At 47.3% G+C, this 14,591-nt stretch carries 10 protein-coding genes; 2 read left to right on the top strand and 8 right to left on the bottom strand.

The window, feature by feature from the left end; genetic code table 11:
• Window positions 1-112 precede the first annotated feature (112 nt).
• Window positions 113-1,132, top strand: coding sequence for a small ribosomal subunit biogenesis GTPase RsgA (gene rsgA, locus AAGC78_RS21085; protein WP_435786085.1), 1,020 nt, complete (start codon window positions 113-115; stop codon window positions 1,130-1,132).
• 116 nt (window positions 1,133-1,248) lie between these two features.
• Entirely contained in the window at window positions 1,249-2,055 is an 807-nt protein-coding gene (locus tag AAGC78_RS21080) for a sulfurtransferase (RefSeq protein WP_435786084.1), read from the top strand.
• A 67-nt stretch (window positions 2,056-2,122) separates the two neighbouring features.
• On the opposite strand, the gene AAGC78_RS21075 is transcribed toward AAGC78_RS21080, so the two are convergent.
• The 8 genes from AAGC78_RS21075 to AAGC78_RS21040 all read right to left on the bottom strand — a co-directional run bounded on the left by AAGC78_RS21075 (window position 2,123) and on the right by AAGC78_RS21040 (window position 14,406).
• Complete coding sequence (locus AAGC78_RS21075; protein WP_435786083.1) at window positions 2,123-4,567, bottom strand: ABC transporter permease; 2,445 nt, start codon at window positions 4,565-4,567, stop codon at window positions 2,123-2,125.
• On the bottom strand, window positions 4,568-7,003 hold the full coding sequence (locus tag AAGC78_RS21070) for an ABC transporter permease (protein ID WP_435786086.1): 2,436 nt from the start codon (window positions 7,001-7,003) through the stop codon (window positions 4,568-4,570).
• Complete coding sequence (locus AAGC78_RS21065) at window positions 7,003-7,707, bottom strand: ABC transporter ATP-binding protein (RefSeq protein WP_435786082.1); 705 nt, start codon at window positions 7,705-7,707, stop codon at window positions 7,003-7,005. Before AAGC78_RS21065 ends, AAGC78_RS21070 begins: the two co-directional genes overlap by 1 nt.
• 35 nt (window positions 7,708-7,742) lie before the next feature.
• Window positions 7,743-8,990, bottom strand: coding sequence for an efflux RND transporter periplasmic adaptor subunit (locus AAGC78_RS21060; protein ID WP_435786081.1), 1,248 nt, complete (start codon window positions 8,988-8,990; stop codon window positions 7,743-7,745).
• A gap of 201 nt (window positions 8,991-9,191) precedes the next feature.
• Window positions 9,192-10,472 carry a sensor histidine kinase gene (locus AAGC78_RS21055; RefSeq protein WP_435786080.1) on the bottom strand — a complete coding sequence of 427 codons (1,281 nt, stop codon included), beginning with the start codon at window positions 10,470-10,472 and terminating at the stop codon, window positions 9,192-9,194.
• The gene (locus AAGC78_RS21050) at window positions 10,456-11,820 is read right to left on the bottom strand and encodes a sigma-54-dependent transcriptional regulator (protein ID WP_435786079.1); all 1,365 of its coding nucleotides are present in this window, start codon (window positions 11,818-11,820) and stop codon (window positions 10,456-10,458) included. Before AAGC78_RS21050 ends, AAGC78_RS21055 begins: the two co-directional genes overlap by 17 nt.
• Window positions 11,821-12,026: 206 nt before the next feature.
• A complete protein-coding gene (locus AAGC78_RS21045; RefSeq protein ID WP_435786078.1) occupies window positions 12,027-12,887 on the bottom strand; it encodes a PEP-CTERM sorting domain-containing protein in 861 nt (286 codons plus the stop codon).
• A 226-nt stretch (window positions 12,888-13,113) separates the two neighbouring features.
• Window positions 13,114-14,406, bottom strand: a complete 1,293-nt coding sequence (locus tag AAGC78_RS21040; protein ID WP_435786077.1) for an ATP-binding protein — start codon at window positions 14,404-14,406, stop codon at window positions 13,114-13,116.
• Window positions 14,407-14,591 lie beyond the last annotated feature (185 nt).

Genomic DNA, 14,591 nt, shown 5'->3' with positions numbered 1-14,591 from the left:
CCTCGACAACATGGGTTTTTACTTCGTAAATAGGGCACAATTGCGCGCAGCTTAAAGTAATTACCCAGTCTAGCCAAACATCACCTATCTCACAGGGCAAGATCACCAGCGCATGACCAAACGCAAATTGACCCGCCGCCAGCAATGGCGCATCGAAAAAATTCAGGAAGAGCGCACTGCGCGCGTAAACAAACGCGATAAACAGGCCGATGAACAGCTCAATGAGAGCGATCTGGGGCCGGAGCAGCTGGGGTTGATTATCACCCACTACGGCACGCAAGTAGTGGTGGAGGCGACTGAGGGTGAACAGGCCGGGCAGCATCAGCGCTGCCACTTCCGCAGCAACCTTGGCTCCCTGGTAACGGGCGATAGAGTGGTCTGGCGCACCGGTAACCCTACGGGTGTGGTGGTCGCGGTAATGCCGCGCGATTCCGCCCTGCAGCGCCCCGATCCCCATGGCGATATGAAAACTGTCGCCGCTAATATCGACCGCATTATGATCGTGGTCGCGCCCTACCCCGAGCCACACGCGAATTTGATTGACCGCTATTTGGTCGCTGCCAACGCCATCGACATAGAACCGGTACTGGTGATCAATAAAACCGACCGCATTGACGACAGCACCCGCGAAAAAGTGAATTATCTGGAAACGACTTATCGCAAGCTGGGCTACACGGTATTGATGGTGTCCACCAAAACCGAAACCGGTTTGGATGAGTTGCGTGAATACCTTTCGGATTACACCAGCGTATTTGTGGGACAGTCAGGCGTAGGAAAGTCGTCACTGGTCAATGCACTATTACCGGAATCGAATTTACGCGTAGGTGATTTGTCTGCACGGCAAGAAGGCACACACACCACCACCAGCGCCACCCTGTTGCATTTTCCCGGCGGCGGCCATTTAATTGATTCACCGGGCATCCGTGAATTTGGTTTGTGGCATATGGAAGAAGATGAAGTGTTGGAAGGCTTTATCGAATTCAAACCCTTTATCGGCTACTGTAAGTTTCGCGATTGCTCCCATCGCCACGAACCTGGCTGCGCGATTTTAAAAGCATTGGACGATGGCACAATCAGTGCAACACGTATGGATTCTTATCGTTATATTTTGCGTACGCTCAACGAAAATTAAAACACCCCACCCCACCCCTCCCCTTAAAAAAGGGAGGGAGCAAGGCAAAGCTACTCCACCTTTTTAAGGGGGAGGCAGGGAGGGGGTAAAGATCATACTTATAAAGGAGCAACTCCATGGCACTACCCTTTGTTATCGAGCCAACGCAACTTGCAGCACTTTTAGCGCAACCGACCAGCAAATTATTAATTATCGATATGTGTGCTGAGCAAACTTATTTGCAAGGCCACATCGACGGTGCGATTCATGTACCGCCACATAAAATTCTCAGCGGACAACCACCCGTACCGGGCAAGATTGCACCGGTCGAACAATTAAATCGCGTTTTTTCCTTTTTAGGTTTGACACCCGATACACACGTAGTTGTGTATGACGATGAAGGCGGCGGCTGGGCCGGACGAATGATCTGGACGCTCGATGCCATCGGTCACAAACATTACTCCTATTTGAACGGCGGCTTGCATGCATGGCTCGCATCCGGTCAATCTGTGACTAAAGAAGTGCCCGTGCTTACGCCAACAAAAGTAGATTTAAAAATTGATCCGATTGTTGCGATTGAAATTACCGACATTTTTGGCGAAATGGATCGCGCTGACTTTGTGGTGTGGGATGCACGCAGCCCCGGTGAATTTAGTGGCGAACGCATGACTGCGCAAAAAAATGGTCACATTCCCGGCGCAATTAATTGCGAGTGGACAAATTTAATGGATCGCAATAATGCATTGCGCATCCGCACAGACGCGCGCGAATATTTGGCGTCACTGGGATTAACTGCCGATAAGAGAATCGTCACCCACTGCCAGAGCCATCACCGCTCCGGCTTTACCTACTTAGTAGGCAAAGCCGTGGGATTAAATATTCGCGGCTATCATGGCTCTTGGGCGGAATGGGGTAATCATCCGACTACGCCAGTAGAGAACTGAAAAGCTGTGTCGAAACAATTTGTATAACTGACGGGTTGCCTATCAAAGCAACCCGTTTTTTTGAAGATTAACTTCGCCCTAAAACTTCATTCGCAGGACTACGAATTAATCCCCACACCGATAAAAGCGATGTTGCAACTGCCAAGAGTAAAATTAATACGGATGGAAAGATCCAACCCATCGCAGTGATATGCAAAACATAAGAAGTTTGCTGAACCCACCACCACAAGATCGCTAACACAACCCAGGCAGCCACCAAACCTATCGCAACCGGAATTAAATTATCTTTAAATATTTGCCACAGGATTGCGCAAGGGCCTGCACCTATCGCCATGCGAATACCTAATTCAAAACGCCGCAATTGCATGCTATAACTCAACACACCGTAAATCCCTATAGCTGCAAGACCAAGTGCAATCAATGACAAAGCCACAGCCAAGCCCGCGGCAAGCATTTCCTGCGCGAGCGACACTTGGTGCCCAGCATCCATACTGCGTAATGCCGATACTTTGTACTGGCTATTCACACTCGCCATCAACTCATTAAGCTCTATTTTGGTTAACGATTGATTGGGCTTGAATTGCACCATTAGGTGTGGAAATAAAGCACTTGCTTGCGGGATAAACATTCGTGGTAACTCAGCGCGATTAGGCAAACTGAAATCGCGCACCACACCAACAACTTCGTATGGCTGCTCGCGCTTATAACTGTTCAACCAATAGAATCGTTTATGGAGCACATTACCATCGGGTTGCAATTGGCGAGCAAAGGTTTCATTGACGATCACTTCTGTTGCATCTGACAGAAAGCCATCAGCCGTGAAATGTCGACCCGCAACCCACTGAGCACCAAGCATTTCTAAAAAATAATTATCGACCAGTGTTAGTAACGCCTGCTTTTGCTCGACAAAACCGGCATCTGGCGACAAATAACTAAACCAGGGGGAAATGGTTACGGAACTGATCGGAAAATCACTGGTAAGACTGGCGCTCGCCACTTTCGGATGCGTTAATAGCAGGTTGCGAATGGCAAGCACATTATTTTTTTGCTCGGCAGGTGAACTGTCGCGCTGCGTTCCGCTGTTAAGCTCTACCTGATAAATATCCTGGGTGAAAAAACCAAGTGGTTTCCACATATGCTGCAAAGATTGCAGCAATATTTGTGCGCTGGCGATAACCAAAATACCAGTCAGCATCACTTGCACAAAAATTAATAATTGGCGAACCCGGCCGGAAATTTGTAATACCACACCCTTGCCACTGGTTTGCAGCATATTGTTGAGTGCGCGGTAATTAATTTGTCGGCTCACTAAAAGCGCGAAGGTCAACGCCAATAACAAAGCAATGAAAATAGCAAATCCTATACTCGGCGCACTCATAGTCAATTCATTCAGGCGTGGCAGAAGATCACCTGCAATTTGCTGCAATAATATTATGCAGGCCATCGCTACCATAAGCGACAGCACAATCGATGGTATAACTAACAATAAAATCTCTGCTAACACCACATTAAACAAATGATATTTTTGCGCTCCCAACGCCGCTTTTATCGCCATGCTTCGTTGCTGGTTGGCGGCGCGCGCTAAGATTAAATTAATAATATTTGCTGCAGCAATTAATACCAGCACCACCGCACTCAACAATAGTAAAAGCACCTGCCCTTGCCTATCACCTAGAATGGCTTGCCGATAACTAACCAACGTAAACCTGATGCCTTCATCACGCCCGGTGCGACGCACTGATTCCTGTTTATAGCGAGTATCCAACTTGGCAGTAATCGCTTGCTCTACATTACGCGCAGACTGCCCAATCTTGAGCTTGCCCACAAAATATTGGTTGATTTGAAAATAACCCCAAGCGCGATAATTACGCTGAACAGTGTTGTAATCCCAAGGCAACCACACTTGCGTTGACCGTCCCGGATTCATTAATTGCGGTTCAATAAAATTCTGCGCTGTTACACCAATAATACTGAAATCAACTTCGCCAAAACGCAGGGTTTTACCTATCACATCAGGATCTTTACTGAATAGGGATTGCCAAGTATCAAAGCTGATGACAACCACTGGCACATTGAAATCCAGCCCTTCATCCGCAGTAAAGTTGCGACCAAGAGCCATAGAAACATTTGCCAGCGACAAATATTCAGGGGTGACGTAACTGGCCACGACCAGAGGAGCATCAGCCCTGTCGCGGATAATACCCGTACCAAAATATACCAATGCTTTTTGCTCAAAAAATTCATCGTTATTTTTATAAGCCTCAATCGCAGCGGGGTAAGGATACATATTGGCCAAATCCAATTTGCCATTCTCAAAAGCATCACCCTGCAACAAATACAACCGTTCCTGATCAGAATAGGGCAAAGGCTTCATGAGTAATTGATAATTCAAATTAAACATCGCGACCAACACGCCAAACGTCATTCCTAATGTAAGCACAATAGTAATGACATAGGCCTTTGTCTTACGCAGCGAGCTAAATGCCGTTTTAAAATCATTAATATCGAACAATTAATTGCTCCTCAGTACTTCACTGGCAGGCTGACGAATCAGGCTCCACACCGATAGCAGCGATGCAGCTGCTGCGAGCAATAAAATTAATGCTGACGGAAGCGCCCAACCCAACACTGAAGAATCCAGCGAGTAAGAAGTCTGTTGCCCCCATATCCACAACATCAGCAAGACTGCAAAAGCCGAGATCAAACCTGCAACTACCGGCATCAAATTATCTTGAAAAACCCTCAACACAATTGAGCCCGGGCGAGCGCCAATTGCGATACGGATTCCCAATTCAAAACGGCGCAAGCGCACGCTGTAACTCAATACGCCATAAATACCAATAGCAGCGAGGAAAAATGCCAACAACGCTAATACAGCAGTTATGTAAGCCGCTGTTTTTTGATTCGCAGTCAACACATTCAACGCAAGCTCAGTGGTGCGAAGATTAAATAGCTTTAATTGGGAGTGAAACTTTGCAGCGGCCTGATTGATCTCTATTGCGCTTAAGGTTTTCCCCGGCTTCATTTTAATCAACACTTCCGGTGAATCAGATACTGACGCCTGGAAAAACCGCAACGATTCGCCGCGCACCGGAATTTGCAGGTCTTTTACAACACCGATTATCTCAAGCCCTTGAGGGTTAGTATCGCCATTGCGATAGACTATTTTCCCCAGAACATTTCCATCTGGCTGCAATGTACGCGCTAAGGATTCGTTGACAACAATGACTCTTGCATGCTCGCGCGCTTCCGCGTTGGTAAAATAGCGGCCAGCGACTAACGGGATTTTTAGTATTTCAAGATAAGAACCATCACAAAAATTGGGATGAGTTAAAATTTTATGCTCACCACCAAATTCCGTTAGCAAAAATTGTGAAAACGGACTGTTGTAACTAACCGGAGAGCCGGTAGAGAGACCAACAGATTCCACATCGGCGCGACTGGACAACTCCTGTTGCAACCCAACAAACATCGTCCTGATTTCATCAGACGACACTTTACCCCTTAACGTTGCAACACTCAGCCGCGCCTGTAATTGGTCCTTTATCTCATAGCCCAACGGCTTGTGAATTTCACGCATGCTTTGTACAAATACTTGCAAGCTCACTGCCAATAAAATTCCCGTCAGCGCAACCTGGCTTAAAATTAATAAACTGCGCGCGCGTTTTGAAATTTGTAGACCGGTGCCTTTGCCGCTCGATTGCAAGATGTGATTCAACGCGCGGTAATTGATTTGGCGACTCACCAGTGCCGCAAACAGAAAAGCCAATGCCAGTGCAACCACCACCGCAAATACAATTGTCTGCCCATTTAAATGCAATTCATGCAGCCTTGGCATAAATCCATCCGCCGCTACCTTCAGCGCCTGCAGTAGACCACAAGCAACAACGATTGAGAGCGCGCATGCAGCCATCATCAATAATAAAATTTCGCTCAATATTTCCCGAAAAATATGCACCGGCTGCGCTCCTAAGGCTGCCTGAATTGCCATAGTGCGTTCCTTATTCGCAGCGCGAGCCAATATCAAGTTGATAACATTAGTGCTGGCAATAAGTACCAAAAGCATCACCCCTGCCAACATCAGCAAACTCTGTTTGCTGGCAGTGTGCAAAACAAAGTCGTTCAACGAAAACAATTTAAACGCAATGTTATCTTGCGGGGTATTGGTAGAAGCGGCCTCTTGCTTAAAAAGAGTAGCGCCTTGAGTGCTAATTTCATGTTCAATGGCATTGAGGCTATATTCCTCTTCAGGCAATGCCACCATATAGGTGGCAGTCAGACTAGTATTCCAATTGTTTCGCTCACTTACTGGAAATTCGGTGTAGTCAAATGTTAACCATAAGTCTGTTTCCAAGCCCGGCTTACGCAATTCAGGCTCAATAAAATCAGGCGCTGTTACGCCAATGATTTTAAATTCCATCTCCATAATATTGAGCGTCTTTCCGAGCACTTCCGGGTCCAACTGAAAAATGCGTTGCCATGTGTTGTAACTGATAATAGCAACTTGCTCCATTGCATAGAGCTCAGCTTCCTGATTAAAACGCCGCCCTAAAATCATGGGCACATCAAATAAATTGAAAAAATCCGGTGTAACATTCGCTGTCATCAATACCGGACTATCGGGTAATCGCCGCTCAACCGAATCTGTGTAAAAAACGAGGGCTTTACGCTTCAACTTATCGCTTGGTTGTAAATAGGTCGCCACCCAACTTGGATAAGGTGCACCTCTGTCCTTGAACGACTCTCCTTGATGAAAACGTTCGCCTTTAAACACAATGATTTTGTCTGCATCCGGATATGGAAATGGCGCAGCGAGCAATTGATAATTCAAATTGAACATGGCCACCAAGGCGCCCAAGGTAATCCCCAAGGTCAGCACAATGGTAGTAGCGTAACCGCGCGCATTGGCTAACGAATAAAAAGCAGCCCTCAATTCATAGGCGAACATCACGCAACTACCTTCATGACTTGGGTATCGATAATTTTCCCATCCAATAAATGTAATTTGCGGCTGGCCATATCCGCATAACGCGGGTCATGGGTAACCATACAAAGCGTGGTGCCATTTGCATTTAATTCCTGCAACATCTCCATTACGGTATCGCCGTTGCGGGAATCCAGGTTACCTGTTGGTTCATCGACTAATAACAAGGCAGGGTCACCGACCAACGCGCGCGCAATTGCAATTCGCTGTTGCTGCCCGCCGGAAAGCTGATTGGGTTTGTGTTGCGCGCGATGCGTCATATCGACAATTTGCAAACATTGCATCACTTTTTGTTCAATCGCTTTCTCACTGACTTTAGTGCGGCGATAACGCAAAGGTAGGGCGATATTGTCAAAGACTGAAAGCTCATCAATCAGATTAAATGACTGGAAAATAAAACCAATTTTTTCGTTACGGATGTAAGCTGCCTCGCTCAAACTCAACTGGCTAACCTCCTTATCACCAATAGAGTATTGCCCCGTCGTTGGCATATCCAACAGTCCCAGTAGCGATAACAAGGTAGATTTTCCACAACCGGATGGGCCGCAAATCGAGACAAAGTCACCTTTGTAGATATCCAGATCAATTCCACGCAATGCGTGGGTTTCCATATCTTCAGTACTATAAACTTTGGTGATACCGGTCATTTTTAGCGTCAGTTCGCGCATAGTTTTTCCTTTGGTATTGCATTATTAATCATTATTTAATCCACTATCTGAATAGTTTTTACATCATGAAGGCGAGTGGTGTCCGACAGAATAAAACGCTCATTTTCATTAGCGCCTTTGGTGATCTGGATATATTTCCCCGCTTCTGCACCGAAACTTAATTCCTGCAACTGCGCCGATTTATTATTTTCAGCCAAACGGAATATCGCTTGGTGGCTGTAATTCTGCACATTGACCGGACGCTCAATAAAGAGCGCATCTTCTATTTGCGCGGTAAATATTTTTGCATCGACATTTAATTCAGGGCGCGCAGATGTGGGCACTCCTTCGGTAAACGCAATTTCCACTTCAATAGTTCCTTCACGCACTTCAGGTGTGATGCGCGTAAGCAAACCGGCCACTTGCTCGCGGCGGGTATTAATTGTTGCAGCCTGTCCAACTTTAAGTTGCTCGGCTCTGGATTGCGGAACGCGAATCAAGGCCTTTAAATCTTTGTCGCTACCAACCAATGCCAATTCTTGCCCGGCAATAACACTTTGCCCCAGCTCAACTGGCATACGCTGCAAAACACCTTCAATGCCAGCGCGCACAAGTAAACGATCTGCACGCTGCTGCATATTTTGATAATGCGTATTGGCTTGATTGATTTGCTCTTGCTGGATGATAAGCGCTTCGCGCATAACTTCTTTTAACTGTGCAATTCGCTGTGTATGCAGATTAACGCGTTCCTGCATTTGCTCTTGTTCCAGCAGCGTCGTTTTGTAAGCCAGCATTGAAACTGCACCACCGGCTAGACCTTTTTCTGCTTCACTGCGCAGCTGAACCGATTTAAGCGTTGCTGTTAATTCCGCTAACACGGCCTGCTCTGCCAACAGCTCGCGTTGGTTGCTTAGTTTTAATCTCCGCAAATTGGCTTGCTCTTGGGTTAACGCCACATTGGCGACTTTCACTTCTTGCAATAATTCGGGATTATCCAATCGTAAAATAATGCTATCCGCTTTCACTTCTGCGCCTGAGCGCAATAACACTTCCGCTACAGTTGCCGGTGTCAAAGCGGTAATCAATGTTTGCTTGTCGGAACGCAGAATGCCATAGCCTTCAACTGACACTTGCAGATTGCCGCGTTGCACAACGGCAGATAACAGTGAACTTCGCTCCAGCTTCTGCGATCCCGATGGTTGCATCATCGCTACCGCCATCAAGACAATCACAACGACCATTGCACCGCCTAAAAGGATCAGGTGATTGAAGCGAGGTGATACTTTAGGTTTAACAATATCCATAACATTAACTTGGCAGCCATAAGATGCCAGTGAACATTACAAAATATGGGCCAAAATTCAACCTGTTGATTTTTATGGAAATGGTTTTGAAAGCAGCATGATTTCAAAATAATACGTCCGATATCGGACGCTGAATTCCGGAATCGGACGCACTATTTATGAAGACGGATCACTGAAACAAGAACGCGGCAAAAAGAATGACTATGGAGATGAAGGCAACGGGTTAAATTGGATTAATGCGCAGGCGCCTTGGCCATTGGTGTTATTGCTCAATGTCAGCTGACCGCCCATCTGCTCAATGATGTGGCGACTCAAACTCAGGCCGATGCCCTGCCCCTGGTTTTTGGTGCTATAGAAAGGCACAAATAAATTATCGGGATTCGCAATTCCCTGGCCTGCATCGACAATGCGGATTTCGCTACCCTGTTCGCGGGCAACAAAAATCATTTCAATCGTGCCAGCGGCGCTACCGGCTTCAAGTGCATTTTTAATTAAATTGATGAGCACTTGTTGCAACAAAACCGGATCAACTCGCAACTCAGTTTGCAGCCCTTTTGCACGCAGTTGTGCATCGGGGAATAATGCGGCTATCCGCTGAAACAAAGCATCTGCCTGCAACCATTGTGGTTGCACATGTAATGGTTTATGCAACTCAGCATAACGGCTGACAAAATCCTGCAAATGCTGACAGCGCTCGCCAATAAGTTCCAATGCCTGCTGCTCGCGCTCAGAATTTATTTTGGTTTGCAAACTTTGGGTGAGCGCTGCAACCGGAGTGAGCGAATTGCGGATTTCATGGCTTAAGATACGAATTAATTTTTGCCAAGCCTGCAATTGGTTTTCGCGCAATGCGGACTGGATGTTGGTAAACACCAATAGCTGGTAGCTCTGCCCTTGATCGAGAAATTGGCTATGGCGGATTTGCCATAGCTGGGCCTTAGCCGCATCTTTGAATTGCCATTCCGGCTCAACATCCAACCCCAGAAGTGAGGGTGATGCGTGGCGCATTGCTTGCCAAGGGCTGCCAAATAAATCCGCAAAGGCGGTGTTGGCATAACTCAATTGCACGCGGTGATCAAACACCAAAATGGGTGTGTTTAATTGGTCGATAAGACGATACAACAAAAACAATTGTTGATCGTAGTGGGTTTTATGCTGTTGCAATGAATCGCCCAGCGCATTCACCTGCTGATGAAATTCAGCAACCTTGCCCTGTGCAAAAGCAGGTTTTGCATACAGACTGTAATCCTGATTTTGCAATGCTTCAATCTGCACGCTGGCGCGACGGAACGCGCTGAATATCGCGCGATAAATACGTCGAGCGATCAACCAATTCAGCACGACTAAAAATAGCGCCACCAATAACACTTGCCATTGCGGAAGCGCCAATAATAAAAACCCACAACAAACCAGCTGCAATAACAGGCAAACGCTGAATGCTGTTTTTAACTGGGCCTCCAGCGAATTAATTCGCCACATCATATTTCTCTAAGCGGCGGTAGAGGGAGGATTTGGTAATGCCCAGCAAATCAGCGGCTTTTTGTTTATTGCCATCGCATTCACGCAATGCCTGATTGATCAACAGCAACTCCGCCGATTCCAGTGTCATCATCGGTAATTGGTTAGTCGTGGGTGTAGTTTTGATCTGCATAGGTGACGGTAAATTTAATTGTGCAGCCGTTAATTCACCGCTTTGGGTTAACAGCACCGCCCGCTCCATCATATGGCTCATTTCGCGGATATTGCCGGGCCAGGAATATGCCTGCAGTGCTTTCAGTGCACAGGCCGATAATCCAAGCTCTGGCTTGCGATAACGCTGGCCATGTTTTTCAACAAAAAATTTTGCCAGCAACGCAATATCTTCCGGTCGCTCACGCAACGGCGGCACACGGAATTCGAGCGTATTCAATCGATAATAAAGATCTTGCCGAAACGAACCCTCGGCAATCATTTGCGCAAAATCACTATTGGTCGCGCTGATAATACGCACATCTGTTCGCTGGGTTTGGCTGGAGCCGAGCATTTCAAATTCCCCCGACTCCAACACGCGCAATAATTTTGCTTGTTGCGCCAATGCGATAGTTGCAATCTCATCCAAAAACAAGCTACCGCCCTTTGCCAATTCAAAGCGACCGATGCGCTGCTCCTTTGCATCGGTGAACGCACCTTTTTTGTGGCCGAAGAATTCGCTCTCAAATAATGGCTCGGGAATCGCACCCAAGTTGACGGAGATAAATGCGTGCGCTGCACGATGAGAATTAATATGAAGCCAGTGTGCAAGTTGGCTTTTACCGGTGCCATTTTCGCCCGTGAGCAAAACATTGGCATCGGTAGCAGCAACGGCAGAGAGTTGTTGCATCAATTGGTTCATCGCATCGCTCTGCCAAACCAACTCAGGCTTTGAACTTTCAAGACGTTGATTGAGTGCGCGGTTCTTGCGGTTCAGCGCCTGCAATTGCAGCTGTTGCTGTATCACTTGATGCAAGCGCTGGTTGTTCCAGGGCTTTTCAATAAAATCGCCCGCACCTAACTGCATTGCCTTCACCACCAGCTCGGTATTGGACCAGGCAGTCATAGCCACTACTGGAATATCCCAAGCTTGTTGTTGCAGCCATCCCAGAAACGCCAGGCCTTCATCACCGGATGTGGTATCCAACCCGAAATTCATATCCAGCAAAATCAGGTCGGCTTTTTGTTGTGCCAGCCATGCTTTGGCTTGCGCAGGCGATTCCGCTTCAGCTACCGCAAAACCAAAATCCTCCAATACAAAACGTGCCGAGAGCCGGACTTCACGCTTGTCTTCTATCACTAAAATAATGGGATTTTGCATGGCAACCGATTGCTTCCTTAGAGTATTTACGCAGTTGTGAGCATGAACAATGCCAACAACAAAAGTGCATTCTAAGCGCAATCAAAGTGGGGATAGTAAATTTTTTGCGGCGCGATTTTGTATTGCAAAAACGCAGGAGAAGAAAAACTGCCCTTTCATGAATGACGCATTCGCATCATTCATGAAGGAAAGAAGGCCTAAAAGGATTAGGCGCGACGACGGGCAAAGCCCAAACCGATCAAACCAAGGCCAATCAAAAACAAGGCAGATGGTTCTGGCACGGTTACTTGAGGTGGAGTAAATCCATGAACGGTTTGCAAGTTGCCGGAAATGCCAGCACCCAAAAAGCGCACGCCTTCCAGATCCAAACCGTCACCCAATTGCATGTAGGCATCAGGGGCGATGTATGTACCCTTCATGGTGCCTGCAGCCACATTCACATGTCCGGCGTTAAGCGCGCCGTGCATATTGAACAATACATTTTCTGCAGAAACACCATCAAGAATAATTTCTGCACCACCGCCCAACATAAAACCGAAGTAATCAACGTTGACGATAAATACATCGCTCGCATTGCCCTTCAAGGTCAGGCTCTTGCCTGCGCTCAAATTCAAACCGAGGATATTAAATACCGAGACATCGCCCTGGCGATCAAATATCTGGGAGCTGTTGACGTAACCTGCGTTTACACCAGCCAAGGCTTTAGCCGCTTGCGATGCACTTTTTACGTCAGCGTAAAGCGCATCCCAAAATGCAGAACCTTGGACACTGGCATCGCCTTCAATAGAAGAACCGGCGTTCTGGATCAGTGAACCATAATCGGCATCACCGTAAACCACCGCACCGTGCGCCATATTCAGCAAATTGCGCGCACCTACGTCACCGTAAATGTAAGCCTCTGACCCGAGGATTAAATCACCATACATAGGTGTGCCATCATGCACGCTAGTACCGGTAGCAAGAAGGGTATAGTTACCTGCATTACCCAAGTCCACGGGCAATGCAAACACAGCGCTGGATGCAAGGGTGCATGCCAATGTCACTGATTTGAGGAGTTGTTTAATCACATGAATACCTTTTTGGTTGATTGTCAGGTGTCATGCCGTATTTATAATATTTTTATGTAAAGGAATTAGTTTTAATAAGTAGTGGCCATTACGGCGACGTCTAATTCAGCAAATTTTGCACCATTTTGGGAAGATCGATAGAAAACAGCGACTTAGGTCACACAATGTGGCGCCGAAATCAAAAAACTGTAAAAGAGGCCGACACTTCTCACATGTCGCCCTTTTATCAATTGGATAGAGGCCAAATAAGGGTCACCCGCAACCCGCCCAAACGCTCGGACTCATCCAGCTGTAAACCCAGCTGATGCCACTGCGCAATACGTTCGACAATCGCCAAACCCAACCCATGCCCGCGCGAAACGCTAATTGCCTGGTTGCCGCCGTCACCGCGATAAAATGGCTGTAACACGCTCGCGCGCTCAGCGGGCGGAATGCCCGGGCCGTCATCTTCTATTTGCAAATGCAAATGTCCGTCTGCCAACTGCATACCGATTTGCACCGCACCACCACCGTAACGCAAAGCGTTCTGCAGTAAATTGTGTAACAACATGGAAAGATATTCGGGATCTGCTTGCACGATTTGGTGTTGCACACTGGGGGCGATAAATAATTCCACTTGCCCGCGATAAAAATCATCGCGCAATTGCGTGACAAACATTGCCAACTGAATCGGCTGCGGCGAAAAGGCGATGACGGCTTGCTCCAGCCGCGCGTAATTTAGAAGCGCCTCTACCAGCGATTCCATCGCAATTAAATCGCGATTCAAATGTGCAAGGTTGCGCTGCTGTTCCGCGTTGAGATTTGCCTCCTCCAACACATCCAAACCAAAACGCAAACGCGCCAGCGGCGTACGCAAATCATGCGACAGCCCGCGCGACAATAATTTGTTATCCGCGATCAATTGTTCGATGCGCTGCGCCATACGATTGAAATCCTGTTCAATCGTATGGATGTAAGAGTGTTTATCGGTCGCGATACGCGCCTGCAAATCACCTGCACCAAATGCCTGTGTAGTGTTGCGCAGTAACGCAAGACGCCGCAGCAATGGATACAACCAAATCAACACCATAATGATCACGCCGCCGTAGAACAGCAGCGTGAGCAACCAGCGCAATGAGTTGTTGGTTTCGCGATGCAACTCTTCGGGCAAGGTCAGCGACAACACACGCTGTTGTCGCGCAAGATAAAAATGCAAACTGAGTTGGTCACCCGATTCAAGTAAGAGCGACTCCCCTGCCTCAAAACTGTGTTTCACATCTTCCGGCAATGGAAAATCAATATAAGCGGTGAGCTGCGGTTGTAGTTTGGATACAGACTGCCAATTGTCGGAACTCCAAATCCCAGCCTGTTCATTTGCATCAACCAGTTGCGCTAATTCGCGCCCCAGTAATTTATAGGCACTTACGGTGGGATCTTCTTGCTCCGCAAATTGCGCGTTGTACCAGCGATCAATTCCCCACCCAAGCCCCAACACAGCAGTGACCACAACAAGCAATAGCGAGAGAGTTAAACGTTGCACAATTACTCCCAAGCCTCTGGTGAAAATAAATAGCCTTTAGCCCACACCGTTTTGATTCGATAAGGCTGCTCGGTATTGTCGAGCAATTTTTTTGCACAAGCGCGAAATGCAGATATCAATGGAGCGATCCAAACCATCGTATTCAACACCGTGCAAATATTGCAGAATCCACTCAGCAAGAGAGA

Source organism: Cellvibrio sp., from assembly GCF_039207905.1.
Taxonomy (GTDB): Bacteria; Pseudomonadota; Gammaproteobacteria; order Pseudomonadales; family Cellvibrionaceae; genus Cellvibrio.
This window is presented reverse-complemented; position numbering and strand designations above follow the sequence as displayed.